Here is a 16,350-nt window from a genome sequence, read left to right as displayed (position 1 = left end):
TTTAAAAGGGTGGTAACTATGTTATCGCCCTTTTTTTGTAACAAAAATTCTAGTGTACACCACACGATTGGGCTATTACACTACTATAATTTTAACTAACCAATTAATTATTGCTATTTAGTACTTACCATACGAACAAAAAATACTAACAATTTCAATATATGAACATGAAACTGAAAGTTTTTATGTTTTTAATAGCCTTGAGTTGTGGCGTTTCTGCGTTTTCTCAACTTAGTGATTTGCATTACTTACCACCATTAAAACAAGGATCTAACAACCAAGCCATACAACAACAAGAGGTACATTTATCTACCCCAGAAACTACACCATTCACTGTAAATGTATATGAAGGCACTAATCCTGCTATTCTAGCTTCTTTTACCATTAGCAATACAACACCAGCGGTACACAGTCTTGGTAATGGAGATAACAATGTAACCCTAGTAGATAATGCCCACACCGGAGTTGTAATTAACGATGCCGGCTTACGATATGTGGCTCCCAACGGAGAACGATTTTATGTTAATTATAGAGGAAGGTCTGGTTCTCAAGGAGCCTCTTTAACCTCTAAGGGTAGAGCTGCCATGGGTACCCAATTTAAATGGGGTGGTGTCCCCAATTTAGGAACCCACGTATCCAAATCTAATACGGTAGGTATTATGGCTACAGAAGATAATACTACTGTAGATGTTTTTGGGTATGACCCTAACTGTGTTTTTAGACAAGGAGGTAATGCATCTGCGATTACAGCAGATACGTACCAAATAACACTTAATGCCAACGAATCTTTTGTTTTTGAAGCCTATATGGGAAATACATTTTCTGATGCGCAAAGCCAAGGATGGATAGGTACTAGTATTGTTTCTGATAAGGATATTGTAATTAGCAATGGGTCTTTGAACTACGGTAGACAAGCCAACAACACTAACAGAGATGCAGGTATTGATCAACCCGTACCAGAAAATAGAATTGGTAAAGAATATGTGTTCATTAGAGGTAATGGTAATACCAATGGATGGACAGAGTTTCCCTTAATTATTGCTACCCAAAACAATACTGAAATTTACGTTAACGGTAACACTACCCCTATTGCTACTATAAATAATGGAGAATATTTTGAAATCCCTTCCAGTAATTATTCTTCTAACGCTGTAGGTGCCAATATGTATGTTACTACTAATAAAGATGCATATGCCTACCAGTGTATGGGTGGTTCTACTGCGGCTTACACTCAAGGATTAAACTTTGTAGCACCCGTAAATTGTTTACTACCAGATACCATGGATAATATTCCTGACATAAGAAATGTTGCAGGTATTACCGTTACTGGTGGTGTAACTATAGTCGCGTCTAGCTCCACTCCTGATAGTAATATTACGGTTACCGATGGCAATGGTACAGTTGCACTACCGGCTGCAACCCCTGTAACAGGTTCCACCTTATGGAAAACATTCTATGTTCCTAATTTAAATGGTAATGTAACAGTAAACTCATCTGGTCCAATTGCTGTTGGTTTTATTGGTTTTAATGGGGCTCGTGGGGTAGCTGGTTATTTTTCTGGTTTTGATACGGTCCCTGAGGTAGATTTGCAAGTTTCTGGTGGTGGTTGTTTACCATCTGCCACAGTAGAAGTTGTAGACCCCAATTTTGATAGTTACCAGTGGTTTGAAAATGGTTCTTTAATTGCAGGCGCCAATGGCCCTACTTATACGCCTACGGCTGCTGGAGATTATTTTGTCAGAGTAATAAAGGGAGGTTGCCAATATGATAGCCAACCTTTAACCGCTTATTATTGTGACCCAGATGTAGTCATAAAAAAAGTAGCAGACCAGAATACAGTAAGGCATGGTGATACTGTAACCTTTAGTATTACCGTAGAAAGTTTAGGATTAGACCCTGTAACTAATGTTGTAATTACTGATATTTTGCCAGACGGTATTTCTTTAGTCAATGCGTCTGTAACCAAAGGAAGCTTTACTTATCCTAATTGGAATGTGGGTACTATGACAAGTGGCGATTTAGAAACTTTAACCCTAGTTACTCAAGTTAATTTACCAGATGTAAATACTCAAACGGCTACATATACTAATACAATAAATAATTCCCAAGACCAAACGGATGGCAATATTACCGTAGATGACCCATCAGAAACTGTGACGGTAAACTTCCAAACACCAACGACTGTAATTACAAACAGGCGTATTACTATAAGAGTAAACAGGAACTAACTTGTATAATTACCAACCATAAAATTAATTCTCTAATAATTTTTACTCTAAACCGTTAATTTTGTAATTTCACGGTAATTGGGATGCTAAACATTTAGGGCATACCATACTTTTGCAATCAAACAACTTAAAACACTACATTATGAAGCAAATTTTGCTTGTATTCAGCCTTTTTATTATGGCGATGAACACCCAAGCCCAACTTGGTAAATTGGGTAAAAAGGGAAACATTAACGCCGGTAAAAAATTGGTGAAAGCTGCCACATTATCTGATGAAGATATGGCCAAATTATCTTTAGAAGCTGTGCAATGGATGGATGAAAATAATCCCGTTGCGGAACCAGGTGACCCTTATTACGAAAGATTGAATAAACTTGTTGCTGGCCTTGATAATGCAGATGGGTTAGACTTAAATTTTAAAGTCTATCTGGTAGTAGATATCAATGCTTTTGCTACACCAGATGGTAGTATTCGTGTAATGGCTGGTCTTATGGATTTAATGACTGATGATGAAATTCTTGGAGTAATTGGTCATGAAATAGGCCATGTAAAACTAGGGCATTCTAAAAAAAGATACCAAACTGCCTACAGTGTTTCTGCCGCAAAAGACTTGGCCGAAGCTAATACTAGTGGTGGAAAAATTTTAGCTGATGATGAAATAGGTGGTTTCATGGAAAATGTGGCTAATGCTCAGTTTTCTCAGTCTCACGAGTCAGCATCAGACAGTTATGGATTTAAATTTTTAGTAGCTAATGGTCATGATTATCATGCTATGGCTTCTGCTTTTCAAAAATTAGCAGATTTAACAGATAACGGTGGTAAAGGGTCTTTAACCTCTTCTCACCCAGGGTCTGCCAAAAGAGCAGAAAGAGCAAAAAAATGGGCAGAAGAAGAAGACGCAAAAAACTAAGATACCATTCTTCATATAAATTTAATAAGTCGCACCACTAAGTGCGACTTTTTTTATATCCTTATATCATCCTAAAAAAATAATAGCAAACCCTGCGAATGCAATACCCAAGCATAATGGTGAAAACAGTTTAGAATCTGCTTTTGCAAAGGCTGTTGTTTTTACCCTCTTAAAAAAACCAACATAATTAAAGTCACCTATCGCCCTAATTAAAAATAGTATCGGTACAAACCAAAGGGCTACTTCACCTAATGTTACGGGCAACAAGTGGTTTATAAAAGAGGTTTGTTCAAGGTATACAAAGGCCAAAAAAAGTAAACCTAGCGCAACAAGTAATGTAGCTAACGGCAGAATCTTTAAATTGCTCTTTTCTTCTTCTTTGGTAGGGATTACTTTGTTTAACGCCCATGTACCCCCAACTAACCAATACAAATGCAGCACTCCTAAAAACGCAAATAGAAGTGATAAGGACAGAGCAAGTAAGGACACCATCATACGTGGTTTTTATTATGGTATAGACTCGGTAAACTAATTAAGAAACAAGCAAAATTAACTATTTCACTCACTAAAATATTATTTTTCAATGGTTTAAATACTTTATTTCCCTAACGCATAAGTTACGGGCATACTGTAAACCTAACCAAGATAAAGAAGCTCATTGTAACAAATTCCTGTAGTAGTCGTCAAACCCATACATCAATCTAAAAACCAACTTATTTTGAGTACAATTTTAACCGTAAAAAATTTAACAAAGAAATTTGGACCATTAACTGCTGTAAACGACCTTTCTTTTAGCATAGAAAAAGGTCATGTTTATGGTATACTAGGTCCAAACGGCAGTGGTAAATCTACCACGCTAGGCATTATACTTAATGTGGTCAACGCTACCGACGGAAGTTTTAGCTGGTTTAATGGGAGCACATCTACCCATGAAGCTTTGAAAAAAGTAGGAGCCATCATAGAACGCCCTAACTTTTATCCGTACATGACGGCCGTGAAAAACCTACGCCTAGTTTGTAAAATTAAAAACGTTCCAGAAAGCAAAATAGAAGAGAAACTAGAACTCGTGGGCTTATTGGAACGCAAGGACAGTAAATTTAGAACTTTTTCTTTGGGTATGAAACAACGCTTAGCCATAGCCTCTGCCCTGTTAAACGACCCAGAAATTTTAATTTTAGATGAACCTACCAATGGATTGGACCCGGCTGGTATTCATCAAATTAGAGAAATAATTAAAAAAATTGCTGCACAAGGCACCACTATTTTATTGGCCTCTCATTTACTAGACGAAGTTGAAAAAGTATGTACTCACGTAGTCATTTTAAGAAAAGGGACCAAACTGTATGCAGGTCCGGTAGATAATATGTTGTCTAGTTTTGGCTTTTTTGAGTTAAAAGCAGACCGAATGCCTGCTTTACAAGCCTTTTTAGAGAAACATCCAAGTTTTGGCACAATTAGCATAAATGAGCATCTGCTTACTGCACATCTAAATGAGGAATTAGATGCTGCAACCCTTAACCAATTACTATTTAAAGAAGGTATTGTTTTATCTCAGCTTGTAAAAAGAAAAGAAAGTTTAGAAGAACAATTTCTTGCCCTAACCAAAAACAACTAAATATGCTACGTTTACTAGAAATAGAATTTATAAAGCTTTGGAATAACCGAGCCAGTAAAATATTAATCATTGCCTACTTTATACTATTAACCTCCATTGCATTAATTGCTGCGATTAAGTTTGATATTGGTCCTATAAAATTTCATTTGGCAGAACAAGGAATCTTTAATTTCCCTTACATCTGGCATTTGAACACCTTCATGACGGCTCTATTTAAGGTGTTTTTAGCTATTGTTATTGTGTCTATGATGGCAAATGAATACAGTAACAAAACATTAAAACAAAACCTTATCGACGGTTTATCTAAAAAGGAATTTGTGTTATCTAAGTTTTTAACTGTACTTTCTTTTTCCGTTTTATCTACGGTATTTGTATTTGCAGTTTCCCTAATTTTAGGACTTGTCTATTCTGATTATACAGAGTTATCCATCATTCTTTCGGATTTGGAATTTTTACTGGCATTCTTTGTTAAGCTTATGGGCTTTTTTGCTTTTTGCTTGTTTGCTGGCGTATTGGTAAAACGTTCCGCTTTTGCCCTTGGTTTTCTATTTCTATGGCAAATTTTTGAACTCTTTGTAAGAGGCATGTTACGCTGGAAGGTTTTGAGCAAAGAAGGTACAGATTTGGTTATGGGCTTTTTCCCATTAGAATCATTTTTTAACTTAATAAAAGAGCCTTTTAGCCGCTTAAACGCAGTACAATCTTTTGCTAATCAAGTTGGGGAAACCGTAGTATTAGATTATCATGTACAGTGGTATGAGATTGGTATTGCACTAGCTTGGACCTTCATTTTTATCTATATGAGCTTCGCCTTGTTAAAAAAGCGCGATTTGTAGGATTTGCATCGCTGTTTGATGCTTTAGCGCTCACTCTGGTTGGCAATGCCTTCGTATCTTTGAGGTATGAAGTTTAAAGTAGTTTCTGAGTTTAAGCCCACAGGAGACCAACCAGGGGCTATAAAGCAGTTGGTAGAAGGTATCCATTCTGGTGAAGAACACCAAACCTTGCTCGGGGTCACAGGTTCTGGTAAAACTTTTACAGTGGCAAATGTGGTGGCAGAAGTTCAGCGCCCCACCCTTGTTTTAGCCCACAACAAAACCCTGGCAGCGCAATTGTATTCTGAGTTTAAACAGTTTTTTCCAGAGAATGCGGTAGAGTATTTTGTTTCGTATTACGACTATTACCAACCTGAAGCGTATATACCCACCAGTGGCACCTATATAGAAAAAGATTTAAGCATTAACGAGGACATTGAAAAGTTACGATTAAGTGCTACTTCTTCCCTCCTATCTGGTCGTAGAGATGTGCTTGTAGTGGCTTCTGTTTCTTGTTTGTATGGTATTGGTAATCCCATAGAGTTTCAAAAAAATGTAATTACCATACAAAGAGATCAGGTAATTTCTAGAACTAAGTTTTTACAACAGCTGGTTCAAAGTTTATATGCTAGAACTACTGCCGATTTTAGAAATGGAAATTTTAGAGTAAAGGGTGATGTTGTTGACGTGTTTCCAGGATATGCAGACCATGCGTTCAGAATCCATTTTTTTGGCGATGAAATTGAAGAGATTGAAGCATTAGACCCACACAACAACAAGGTCATAGAAGTGTACAACACACTTAATATTTACCCAGCAAATATGTTTGTAACCTCACCAGATGTCTTACAAAATGCCATTAGGGAAATACAAGACGATTTGGTGAAACAAATAGACTATTTTAAAGAAATTGGAAGGCCCTTGGAAGCCAAGCGTTTGGAAGAACGTACCAATTTTGATTTAGAAATGATTCGGGAATTGGGCTATTGTTCTGGAATAGAAAATTATAGTAGATACTTAGATGGCAGAAAACCTGGAACAAGACCTTTCTGCTTATTAGATTATTTTCCAGAAGATTATTTAATGGTAATAGATGAAAGTCATGTAACCATACCCCAAGTCCATGCTATGTATGGAGGCGACCGCTCTAGAAAAGAAAATTTGGTGGAATACGGTTTTCGATTACCTGCAGCACTAGATAACAGACCTTTGAAGTTTGAAGAGTATGAGGCATTGCAAAATCAGGCAATATATGTGAGTGCCACACCAGCAGATTATGAGTTAGAAAAAAGTCAAGGTATTTATGTTGAGCAAATTATACGCCCTACCGGACTTTTAGACCCTATCATTGAAGTTCGCCCTAGTGAAAATCAGATAGATGATTTAATGGAAGAAATACAGGCTAGGGTTGAATTAGACGAGCGTACGTTGGTAACTACGTTAACCAAACGAATGGCAGAAGAACTCACTAAATATTTAACACGTATTGATGTGCGCTGCCGTTACATTCATAGTGACGTGGATACTTTGGAGCGTGTAGAGATTATGCAAGATTTACGCAAGGGATTGTTTGATGTTTTGGTGGGTGTAAACTTACTACGAGAAGGGTTAGATTTACCAGAAGTTTCTCTTGTGGCCATATTGGATGCCGATAAAGAAGGTTTTTTAAGAAGTAATCGTTCATTAACGCAAACCGTGGGCAGAGCGGCTCGTAATTTAAATGGTAAGGCTATCATGTATGCAGATACAATAACGGATAGCATGCAAAAAACTATTGATGAAACCAATTACCGAAGGGAAAAACAAATGAGCTACAATAAGGAACACGGCATAACTCCCAAAGCTCTAAACAAAAGCTTAGATAATGTTCTAGCTAAAAATTCGGTTTCTACCTATCATTTTGAAAAAGAAGCGATGCGTGCTGCAGAACCAGATTTGGATTATTTAACTCCAGACCAAAAAGAGAAGCTCATAAGAGAAAAACGCAAAGCAATGGAAAAGGCTGCGAAAGAATTGAACTTTATGGAAGCAGCTAAATTAAGAGATGAAATTAAAATCTTACAAGAAAAAGAATAAAAGAAAACCCTGCCAAAAGCAGGGTTTTCCTAACTAACCAACTAAACAAACCAACCATCATGAAACACCTTTAGTTGGTGTTCTCAAACATATTTTTATCCTATTTGGATTAAGCGTTTTGGTTTTGGCAATGCTTCTTCTTTTTTAGGCAATGTCAACTTTAAAATTCCATTTTCATACGCCGCATTAATAGCATCAGAATTCACCGACTCTGGTAACGTAAAAGCGCGTTTAAAGGAGGAAATACTAAATTCCCTACGTGTATAATTATCTTCTGTTTGCTCATCTGCTTTCTTTACTTCAGAAGAAATTGTAAGCACGTCTTTATCTACTTCCACGTTAAAATCTTCCTTGCTAAAGCCAGGAATAGAGAGTTCTAATTCAAACTCCTTTTCCGTTTCTTTAATGTTTACGGCAGGAACATTGTTTTTAAAGTTTTCCATACCTCCAAACCAATCTGGGGTAAAAAACTCATTCATCAAATTAGGCAGCAATACATTATTTCTTTTTACTAAACTCATGGTTTTCAATTTTTAAATATTAAATACACCATGAATAAGACAATGATTATACCATTACACAATCACTGTCTTTTTGACAGTTAATATAACACAATTCATGTCTTTTTGTCTTTTTTTAATTGTAATGCGCCCTAAATAAATCTATTAGGACTTTTGGTGGCACCATTTTATTTGGATAATGATGCATAATTTCTAGCACCTGCCCAATTACTGAGGGAGGCAAGCCCATTTTTAAACCAATATTATAAAGTTTAGAAACTTCTTTAGAATGCTGCTCATCATCTATATTCATAAGTAACAACAGCCTATGAAACTGAATTATCCGGTCTGCCTGTCTTTTTGCCAAAATAACTTTGCGCTCTTTTTTAATTAAACTATCTAGGGTAGCTTTCTTAACCTCTAATAAATGCGCTACGGATAATAAAAAATCGTACTCCTCTACCTTAATTTCTTGGTCTACCTTGGCAAATGCAATAAGTTCACTTAAGATGCTTAATTTCTCCTCTTTACTCCTCATAATACAACAGCTCTATGGTTATAACGTAAAAAATTAGATTTTAGTTATAAAAAAAGCTCTGACAAGGTCAGAGCTTTTTGACTAATTCAATAATTTTTCCTTGGCTTTTAAGCTTCTATACGTACAGGTACAGTATAGTATCTACCTTCTACAACGTTTTGCACGTCTACTTTTTGGTAGTTTAATCTGCCTTTTACAAAGCTTTCTAACGCAGCATCTGCAGTTTCTACAGATAATACTACAATTTCACCCTCCGCATTAATTGTAAATTTTACGTTTGCCGTTAGATCTTTTTCAATTTTAAAAGAATTGCCCTCTAACATGGAATGGATTTCTCCAGAAAGTTGTTTTGCAACCTTGGCAGGTTCTGTAGTGTTTGCGCTTGCGGTTACAACAAATAAAAATGCTGCTGCTAAAAATAAACTAACTCTTTTCATGATACATTCGTTTTTATGTGATTGATAATTTGATGAATATGCTAAAAAGACGACCAAAAAATTAGATTGTTACAATGAAATTCAATTTTAACATAATTTTCTAATCAGCTCTATAGTGCATCAATTTCGAAGTCAAAATTAATAGCCATTCAGCCATCAGAAAAATGGAAAAGCGCTAATTAATACAACTTTAAATTTGGTAACAGTTTGCTAAAATTAGCGGAAGTTAATAACCAGAATATGCGATTTAGAAGGAAAAAATACAATTAGCAATATTTAACTTATTATTGTTTGCACCCAAAGTAAAACACTACAAAAAATGCAAAGGAAAGTAAGAAAACCCTTGAAAAACAAAAACGGGTAATGTTACCTAAACATTACCCGTTTTAACATATACTTTAGACGTTAGTTACGCCAATACTTCTTTTACTTTATCTGCAGCTTCTTGGAACTGTACAGCAGAGTGTACCGCCAAACCAGAATTATCAATAATTTCTTTTGCTAATTCTGCATTAGTCCCTTGTAAACGAACAATAATTGGTACTTGAATGCTGTCTCCCATGTTCTTGTACGCGTCTACCACACCCTGCGCTACACGGTCACAACGCACAATACCTCCGAAAATGTTAATCAGTATCGCTTTAACATTAGAATCCTTAAGGATGATTCTAAATGCCTCTTCTACTCTTTTAGCATCAGCAGTACCGCCAACATCTAAGAAGTTAGCCGGTTCACCACCCGCCATCTTAATTAAATCCATAGTAGCCATTGCCAAACCAGCACCATTAACCATACAGCCTACGTTACCATCTAAGTCTACGTAGTTAAGACCAACAGCTCTAGCCTCTACCTCTACGGGATTTTCTTCCCTAAGGTCTCTCATTTCTGCATACTGCTTTCTTCTGTATAATGCATTATCATCAATGGTAACCTTGGCATCTACCGCCATGATTTTATCGTCAGATGTTTTAAGTACAGGGTTAATCTCAAACATACTAGAATCACTTTCTACATATGCTTTATATAAGGCAGAAACAAATTTTACCATTTCTTTAAAAGCTGTACCAGACAAGCCTAAGTTAAAGGCAATCTTTCTAGCTTGGAAAGGTAAAAGACCTGTTGCAGGATCTATTTCTTCTGTAAAAATAAGGTGCGGTGTCTTTTCTGCTACCTCTTCAATATCCATACCACCTTCTGTAGAATACATAATCATGTTTCTACCAGTGCCTCTATTTAAAAGTACAGACATGTAAAACTCACTGGTTTCGCTATCTCCAGGATAGTAAACATCTTCTGCTACCAAAACTTGGTGTACTTTTTTACCTTCTGCAGAGGTTTGCGGTGTCACCAAATTCATGCCGATGATGCTACCTGCCAACTCTTCTACCTCTTTAAGGTTTTTAGCCAACTTAACACCACCACCTTTACCACGACCACCAGCGTGGACCTGCGCTTTTATTACGTGCCAACCGGTTCCGGTCTCTTCTGTTAATTGTTTTGCGGCATCAACGGCTTCTTTTGCATTGTGTGCTACAATACCACGTTGTACCCTTACGCCAAAACTTGCTAATATCTCTTTGCCTTGATATTCATGAAGGTTCATAGGTGTATCCTGTTAAATTTTAGAAAACAAAAATAGGAAACCAAGACCTGAATTAATAATTAAATTGAAATAATTGACTTGCGTTTAGTACTAAATACCTTAGCACGGTCTATTTAAGTCCATAATCTTTAAAATCTAACGGGTCAAAATTTTTAAAATGCCCATTCATTTCTATCACCATTTTAGTATGGTCAATTTTTTTGAGCACTGCTATGGTGTCTTCCAAATGCGAATTAAGAAAACGTAATCTATCGGTTTCTCTATTCATTTTTAACAAACTAAACTCTTGCTCAAAAGACAAGCCCATTTTGTGAGCAAAAGCATAGCTATTAAATTTATCAAAAGGCACGGGCGGAAAAGCAACCTGCATTAATTTGTATAATAGTCTAATCTTATCGTATACTTTTTTTCTTTCTGCAGCAGTAGCATCATAAATAGTTTCTAAAAACTCTACCACACCCCCTGCATACAAACGGTCTTCCATATTTGGTTCAAAGCTTTTCACTTTAAATACTTGTCTAGCAACACAAAGCACATCCATTTCCCCTCCATCATAAGTGTTTACAACCTCAACTAATTGCACCTCTGTACCATAATGCATTTCTTTATTGTGATATACGGGAACCCCAAACGTAATCGCTTCTTTACGGCAATCTTTTATAAGTTGTTGGTAACGCTCCTCAAACACATGAATAGGCACAGTTTCACCTGGAAAGAAAATTGATTTTAAAGGAAAGAAAGGCAGTCTCATACAGCTTAAATATTATCAAAAATAATACGGAAAGCGTTCACCTCCAAAACAGCTTGTTGCATTTACAACAAATTGTGTTATTTATTTATTTTGCTTGTGATTTTTTGTCGTACAAAAGGTATTATTATAGTTTTGACTAAAATCGACAAATGAAAGCTACAGATTTACTAAACATTGCAAAGGAACACGGCGCTCCAGTGTACGTGTATGATGCGGAGAAAATTACTGCCCAATACAGTAGATTAACAAGTGCATTTAAGGCAGTTCCACAATTACGATTAAATTATGCTGTTAAGGCATTATCCAATATTTCCATTTTACGTCTAATGAATTCTCTTGGTAGCGGTTTAGATACCGTTTCTATACAAGAGGTGAAATTAGGACTTTTGGCTGGTTTTAAACCGGAATCTATTATTTACACCCCCAATGGCGTTTCTTTAGAAGAAATAGAAGAGGCGGCAGCACTAGGGGTTCAAATAAATATTGACAACCTTTCTATTTTAGAACAGTTTGGCAGTAAGCATCCAGATATTCCTGTTTGTATCCGCATAAATCCACATGTTATGGCTGGTGGAAATTCTAATATTTCTGTCGGTCACATCGATTCTAAATTCGGAATAAGCATTCACCAAATACCGCATTTACTACGTATTGTAGAACTAACTCAAATGAATATCAACGGTATCCACATGCATACTGGTAGTGATATTTTAGATATTGATGTTTTCTTATATGCCTCTGAAATCTTATTTGACACCGCTAAAAACTTTAAAAATTTAGAATTTATAGATTTTGGTAGCGGCTTTAAAGTTCCTTACAAAAAGGGGGATATTGAGACTAATATTGAGGAATTAGGAAAAAAACTATCCAAACGATTCAATCAGTTTTGCAAAGAATATGGTCGCGATTTAACCTTGGCTTTTGAACCAGGCAAATTTTTAGTGAGCGAGGCGGGTTATTTTCTTGCTAAAGTAAATGTAGTAAAACAAACCACCTCTACCGTTTTTGCCAGTGTAGACTCAGGGTTTAATCACTTAATAAGACCAATGCTTTACGGTTCTAGCCACGAGATTGTAAACATAAGCAATCCTAAAGGCAAGGAACGCTACTACAGTGTAGTAGGTTACATTTGCGAGACGGATACTTTTGGCAGCAACCGCAGAATTAATGAAATATCTGAGGGCGATATTTTAGCTTTTAGAAACGCGGGGGCATACTGTTTTACCATGAGTAGTAATTACAACTCTAGATACCGCCCTGCAGAAGTGCTTTGGTACCAAGGAAAAGCGCAGCTTATACGTGAACGAGAAACTTTTGATGATATTTTGAGAAATCAAAAGGATGTTAAGGACTTGTTCGTGGCAGCACCTGCAGCCGTAGACGCAAAATAATCTGGCATAATTTTCGTTAGTTTTGATATAGTCTGTAGACTACTTATCAAAATGATGGATATGAAAAATTGGATTTTTGCTATAACACTGCTTTTTACTTTTACAGTAAGTGCACAAGATATTGAATGGGTAAGTTGGGAAGAAGCAGTTGCATTAACCCAAAACAAAGGGAATACCAAAAAAGTTTTTGTAGATGTATATACGGATTGGTGCGGCTGGTGCAAGAAAATGGACAAAGACACTTTTCAGAATCCAGAGGTTGCCGCTTACATGAAAGAAAACTTTATCATGGTTAAATTTGATGCTGAAGGAAAAGACCCAATTGAATACCAGGGAAGAACATTTAAATTTGTCCCCTCTGGAAGAAAAGGATACCATGAGCTAGCTGCTGCCTTATTACAAGGAAGATTAAGTTACCCAACCGTAGTATTTTTGGACCAAGAATTAAAGATGCTTTCTCCTGTTCCGGGTTACCAGAAAGTGGAGCCGTTTATGCAAATAGCTAAATATTTTGGTGAAAACATTTACAAGGAAAAAGATTGGAAAACCTATGCCGGTGTCGGTAAATAAAATACCCAAACAAAAAAGGCGACCAGTTGGTCGCCTTTTTGTTTTATTAAATATTAAATTCTACCTACTATAATTCGGACTCTCCTTGGTAATAGTAACATCATGCGGGTGACTCTCTGCAATGCCGCTAAACGTAATTTTCACGAACTTGCCAGAATCTTGTAAGGTAGCTATATCTTTTGCTCCACAATAGCCCATACCGGCTCTTAAGCCACCTATAAACTGGTGCATACTTTCCATAAGCTCTCCTTTGTAAGGTACACGCCCCACAATACCTTCTGGAACTAGCTTCTTAATATCATCCTCCACATCTTGAAAATAGCGGTCTTTACTACCCTCTTTCATAGCTTCTACAGACCCCATTCCACGGTAGCTCTTAAATTTTCTACCTTCGTAAATAATAGTTTCTCCTGGAGATTCCTTGGTACCCGCCAATAATGAACCTAACATTACCGTGTCTGCACCAGCTGCAATTGCTTTAGGAATATCACCTGTATATCTAATTCCACCATCAGCAATAACCGGAACTCCACTGCCCTTAATAGCTGCTGCAACTTCTAACACTGCAGAAAACTGAGGAAAACCAACCCCAGCTACAACACGTGTAGTACAAATAGAACCTGGGCCAATTCCTACTTTAACTGCATCCGCACCTGCTTCTACCAAATAACGAGCTGCTTCTGCCGTGGCAATATTACCTACAACAACATCTATTTGTGGATAGGCTTTCTTTACCTCTTTTAATACATTGACCACACCTTTAGTATGCCCATGAGCCGTATCTATTATAATAGCATCTACACCAGCTTTTACTAAAGCACCTGCACGGTCCACCGCATCTGGTGTAACCCCTATGGCTGCCGCTACACGCAGCCTACCATATTGATCCTTATTAGCTATAGGTTTTTGGGTAAGTTTAGTGATGTCTCTGAAAGTAATAAGCCCTACCAGTTTATAATTTTCGTTTACAACGGGTAGCTTTTCAATCTTATTTTCTTGCAAAATATCTTCAGCTTGGTCCAAGGTAGTACCAACACCTGCTGTTACCAAGTTTTCAGAAGTCATCACTTCAGAAATTGGTCTATTGTTATTTTTTTCGAAACGTAAATCCCGGTTGGTTACGATACCTATTAACTTGCCTGCATCGTCTACTATAGGTATACCCCCTATACTATGTTCTTTCATGGCTGCTTTAGCATCCTTTACCAATGCGTCTTGTGGTAAGGTTACCGGATCTAAAATCATTCCGCTTTCTGCTCTTTTAACCTTTCTTACCTTGAGTGCTTGCTGCTCAATAGTCATGTTCTTGTGTAGCACACCAATACCTCCTTCTCTAGCCATGGCAATTGCCATCTTAGACTCGGTAACCGTATCCATAGCAGCAGATACCACTGGTACGTTGATAGCTATGTTACGAGAAAATTTAGAGGTGATGTCTACTTCTCTAGGAAGTACTTCTGAGAAGGCGGGTACTAAAAGTACATCATCATAGGTTAAACCTTCGCCAACAATTTTGTTTTGGTGAAATTCCATTGCAATTACGGATTAATTGCGTGCAAATATACCACAATAAATAGGACTACAATAATTTACCTAAAGTTAATCAATTTTATATTAATTTTATTAAGACTTATTATAAATAATAGATATATTTGAGTAGAAATAGATTTACGCTTATGAAATGTCCTTCGCTACAAATACTAAACACAACAGCACATGGTAGATTTACGTACTGCCATAAAAGCAAGCTTTTTCAATTTGTATTTAACAATTTATGTTTTGAATTGTATGAGTGGGAATTACGTACGTTTATTGAATACTTGTATGATATAGATGTATTGTACTGGGAACAACAGTTACAAAGCTCTCCACACGACAGAAAGATTCCTATATCTGTAGGCAAGAATCATTTTATCATTTTAATGAAACGTGTAGAGATTCGTGAGCTTAAAGAACTCCTTTCTCAGGCACCTAAACACAGACTACTTTCATATAAAGAAATAGAGTATTCTTTAGAATACAACTAAACCTTTGTTCTCATTTATGGTTTGGCAGAAGGCGGCATTGGTATTTGGCCGCTTTCTTTTTTTAATCAATCTAAATATATATAACTGTTTTACAGCTATTTATATTGATTCCACTCTTTAATGCTAGTACCTTTAAGTGAAACTTAAAAAAGAAATGTTATGCCTATAAGATTAGCAAATAATTGCGTTAACTGTACCAATTACCAAAATGACCATACCTGTACACAACACCATACTAAAGTTACGGAAAGACACACGTGTGATAGTTTTAATATGCAGCAAGCGCTAAAGATGAATATGACCTGCGGTACATGCTCAAGATTTAATACGCCATCCTGTGCACACCCTGCAAAAGCAGCTCCAGAGATGAGTTGCTCCAGTTGGGCACCACAAGCAATGGCTTAATACTAAAAAAGGGAGGTTTTACCTCCCTTTCTCTTTATTTTAATTTTGTTCTGGCTTCTTTAGCCCAACTTATTAAAGTTTCTACATCTGCCTCAGACATGCTACCATGCAACCATGTATAAGAACTTTCTGGCATATGCCCTTCTTCTACTTCTTCAATTAGCTCGTCCAGTTTGTGGTCCTTTTTCTTTACCTCCCATTGAGACCAATCAGATACGTTAAAATGCTCTTTGCCTTCTTCCACATGATTGGCAATCGTGTAAGATATTGGTGCCACTTCTGCATACCAAGGGTAAATAGTATTATTGCTATGACAATCGTAACAGTTTTGTCTTAGAATGGTTTTTACTGCTGCATTCGGCATCGTTTCTGCCTCAAATGCCGCTACAACATCGCCTTCTGCTGTATTTTTATCTGGTCTGTAAAATTGCAACGCAATAAATACAATTAAAAGTGCTAGAGCTATTTTTCTAAACATGATTGG

At 36.7% G+C, this 16,350-nt stretch carries 17 protein-coding genes; 9 read left to right on the top strand and 8 right to left on the bottom strand.

Going from position 1 to position 16,350, the window contains the following annotated elements; all coding sequences use genetic code 11:
* Positions 1–167: 167 nt before the first annotated feature.
* Positions 168–2,228 carry a DUF11 domain-containing protein gene (locus HCO57_RS13005; RefSeq protein ID WP_167989366.1) on the top strand — a complete coding sequence of 687 codons (2,061 nt, stop codon included), beginning with the start codon at positions 168–170 and terminating at the stop codon, positions 2,226–2,228.
* 142 nt (positions 2,229–2,370) lie between these two features.
* The gene (locus HCO57_RS13000) at positions 2,371–3,138 is read left to right on the top strand and encodes a M48 family metallopeptidase (protein WP_209066160.1); all 768 of its coding nucleotides are present in this window, start codon (positions 2,371–2,373) and stop codon (positions 3,136–3,138) included.
* 66 nt (positions 3,139–3,204) lie between these two features.
* Here the strand turns inward: HCO57_RS13000 and HCO57_RS12995 are convergent, their stop codons facing one another.
* Positions 3,205–3,633, bottom strand: a complete 429-nt coding sequence (locus tag HCO57_RS12995; protein ID WP_167989365.1) for a DUF3995 domain-containing protein — start codon at positions 3,631–3,633, stop codon at positions 3,205–3,207.
* A 223-nt stretch (positions 3,634–3,856) separates the two neighbouring features.
* On the opposite strand from HCO57_RS12995, the gene HCO57_RS12990 reads away from it, so the two are divergent.
* From HCO57_RS12990 to uvrB, 3 genes are all read left to right on the top strand, one after another.
* Positions 3,857–4,753: an ABC transporter ATP-binding protein gene (locus HCO57_RS12990; RefSeq protein ID WP_167989364.1), complete on the top strand. Its 897-nt coding sequence runs from the start codon at positions 3,857–3,859 to the stop codon at positions 4,751–4,753.
* A 2-nt stretch (positions 4,754–4,755) separates the two neighbouring features.
* Positions 4,756–5,589: an ABC transporter permease gene (locus HCO57_RS12985; protein WP_167989363.1), complete on the top strand. Its 834-nt coding sequence runs from the start codon at positions 4,756–4,758 to the stop codon at positions 5,587–5,589.
* A gap of 66 nt (positions 5,590–5,655) precedes the next feature.
* Positions 5,656–7,644, top strand: a complete 1,989-nt coding sequence (gene uvrB / locus HCO57_RS12980) for an excinuclease ABC subunit UvrB (protein ID WP_167989362.1) — start codon at positions 5,656–5,658, stop codon at positions 7,642–7,644.
* 95 nt (positions 7,645–7,739) lie between these two features.
* On the opposite strand, the gene HCO57_RS12975 is transcribed toward uvrB, so the two are convergent.
* The 5 genes from HCO57_RS12975 to HCO57_RS12955 all read right to left on the bottom strand — a co-directional run bounded on the left by HCO57_RS12975 (position 7,740) and on the right by HCO57_RS12955 (position 11,473).
* Positions 7,740–8,165 (bottom strand): Hsp20/alpha crystallin family protein, encoded by a 426-nt coding sequence (locus HCO57_RS12975; protein WP_167989361.1) that lies wholly within the window; start codon positions 8,163–8,165, stop codon positions 7,740–7,742.
* A 115-nt stretch (positions 8,166–8,280) separates the two neighbouring features.
* Positions 8,281–8,682 (bottom strand): TerB family tellurite resistance protein, encoded by a 402-nt coding sequence (locus HCO57_RS12970; protein ID WP_136951264.1) that lies wholly within the window; start codon positions 8,680–8,682, stop codon positions 8,281–8,283.
* A 107-nt stretch (positions 8,683–8,789) separates the two neighbouring features.
* Positions 8,790–9,119 carry a hypothetical protein gene (locus HCO57_RS12965; protein ID WP_136951265.1) on the bottom strand — a complete coding sequence of 110 codons (330 nt, stop codon included), beginning with the start codon at positions 9,117–9,119 and terminating at the stop codon, positions 8,790–8,792.
* A gap of 409 nt (positions 9,120–9,528) precedes the next feature.
* Positions 9,529–10,722 carry an ADP-forming succinate--CoA ligase subunit beta gene (gene sucC, locus HCO57_RS12960; RefSeq protein WP_167989360.1) on the bottom strand — a complete coding sequence of 398 codons (1,194 nt, stop codon included), beginning with the start codon at positions 10,720–10,722 and terminating at the stop codon, positions 9,529–9,531.
* A gap of 109 nt (positions 10,723–10,831) precedes the next feature.
* Entirely contained in the window at positions 10,832–11,473 is a 642-nt protein-coding gene (locus HCO57_RS12955) for an LON peptidase substrate-binding domain-containing protein (RefSeq protein ID WP_167989359.1), read from the bottom strand.
* Between the two features lie 149 nt (positions 11,474–11,622).
* Here HCO57_RS12955 and lysA point away from each other — a divergent pair, with 149 nt between their 5' ends.
* Complete coding sequence (gene lysA, locus HCO57_RS12950; RefSeq protein WP_167989358.1) at positions 11,623–12,864, top strand: diaminopimelate decarboxylase; 1,242 nt, start codon at positions 11,623–11,625, stop codon at positions 12,862–12,864.
* 60 nt (positions 12,865–12,924) lie between these two features.
* Positions 12,925–13,434, top strand: a complete 510-nt coding sequence (locus tag HCO57_RS12945; RefSeq protein ID WP_136951269.1) for a thioredoxin family protein — start codon at positions 12,925–12,927, stop codon at positions 13,432–13,434.
* Between the two features lie 60 nt (positions 13,435–13,494).
* On the opposite strand, the gene guaB is transcribed toward HCO57_RS12945, so the two are convergent.
* The gene (gene guaB / locus HCO57_RS12940) at positions 13,495–14,967 is read right to left on the bottom strand and encodes an IMP dehydrogenase (protein ID WP_167989357.1); all 1,473 of its coding nucleotides are present in this window, start codon (positions 14,965–14,967) and stop codon (positions 13,495–13,497) included.
* Between the two features lie 119 nt (positions 14,968–15,086).
* On the opposite strand from guaB, the gene HCO57_RS12935 reads away from it, so the two are divergent.
* Complete coding sequence (locus HCO57_RS12935) at positions 15,087–15,461, top strand: DUF6686 family protein (RefSeq protein WP_245167592.1); 375 nt, start codon at positions 15,087–15,089, stop codon at positions 15,459–15,461.
* Positions 15,462–15,620: 159 nt separating this feature from the next.
* Positions 15,621–15,866, top strand: a complete 246-nt coding sequence (locus HCO57_RS12930) for a hypothetical protein (protein WP_136951272.1) — start codon at positions 15,621–15,623, stop codon at positions 15,864–15,866.
* A gap of 34 nt (positions 15,867–15,900) precedes the next feature.
* Here the strand turns inward: HCO57_RS12930 and HCO57_RS12925 are convergent, their stop codons facing one another.
* Positions 15,901–16,344, bottom strand: a complete 444-nt coding sequence (locus HCO57_RS12925; protein ID WP_167989356.1) for a heme-binding domain-containing protein — start codon at positions 16,342–16,344, stop codon at positions 15,901–15,903.
* Positions 16,345–16,350 lie beyond the last annotated feature (6 nt).

This window comes from Croceivirga sp. JEA036 (assembly GCF_011882165.1).
Classification (GTDB): Bacteria; Bacteroidota; Bacteroidia; order Flavobacteriales; family Flavobacteriaceae; genus Croceivirga.
Note: the sequence above shows the minus strand (reverse complement) of the source record. Positions and strands in the feature narration are given on the sequence as shown.

Coding starts and splice junctions, on each gene's coding strand:
- uvrB (WP_167989362.1), top strand. CDS start 5,656: ATGAAGTTTAAAGTAGTTTCTGAGTTTAAGCCCACAGGAGACCAACCA.
- HCO57_RS12945 (WP_136951269.1), top strand. CDS start 12,925: ATGAAAAATTGGATTTTTGCTATAACACTGCTTTTTACTTTTACAGTA.
- guaB (WP_167989357.1), bottom strand. CDS start 14,967: ATGGAATTTCACCAAAACAAAATTGTTGGCGAAGGTTTAACCTATGAT.
- sucC (WP_167989360.1), bottom strand. CDS start 10,722: ATGAACCTTCATGAATATCAAGGCAAAGAGATATTAGCAAGTTTTGGC.
- HCO57_RS12965 (WP_136951265.1), bottom strand. CDS start 9,119: ATGAAAAGAGTTAGTTTATTTTTAGCAGCAGCATTTTTATTTGTTGTA.
- HCO57_RS12985 (WP_167989363.1), top strand. CDS start 4,756: ATGCTACGTTTACTAGAAATAGAATTTATAAAGCTTTGGAATAACCGA.
- HCO57_RS12975 (WP_167989361.1), bottom strand. CDS start 8,165: ATGAGTTTAGTAAAAAGAAATAATGTATTGCTGCCTAATTTGATGAAT.
- HCO57_RS12925 (WP_167989356.1), bottom strand. CDS start 16,344: ATGTTTAGAAAAATAGCTCTAGCACTTTTAATTGTATTTATTGCGTTG.
- HCO57_RS12930 (WP_136951272.1), top strand. CDS start 15,621: ATGCCTATAAGATTAGCAAATAATTGCGTTAACTGTACCAATTACCAA.
- lysA (WP_167989358.1), top strand. CDS start 11,623: ATGAAAGCTACAGATTTACTAAACATTGCAAAGGAACACGGCGCTCCA.
- HCO57_RS12995 (WP_167989365.1), bottom strand. CDS start 3,633: ATGATGGTGTCCTTACTTGCTCTGTCCTTATCACTTCTATTTGCGTTT.
- HCO57_RS13005 (WP_167989366.1), top strand. CDS start 168: ATGAAACTGAAAGTTTTTATGTTTTTAATAGCCTTGAGTTGTGGCGTT.
- HCO57_RS13000 (WP_209066160.1), top strand. CDS start 2,371: ATGAAGCAAATTTTGCTTGTATTCAGCCTTTTTATTATGGCGATGAAC.
- HCO57_RS12955 (WP_167989359.1), bottom strand. CDS start 11,473: ATGAGACTGCCTTTCTTTCCTTTAAAATCAATTTTCTTTCCAGGTGAA.
- HCO57_RS12970 (WP_136951264.1), bottom strand. CDS start 8,682: ATGAGGAGTAAAGAGGAGAAATTAAGCATCTTAAGTGAACTTATTGCA.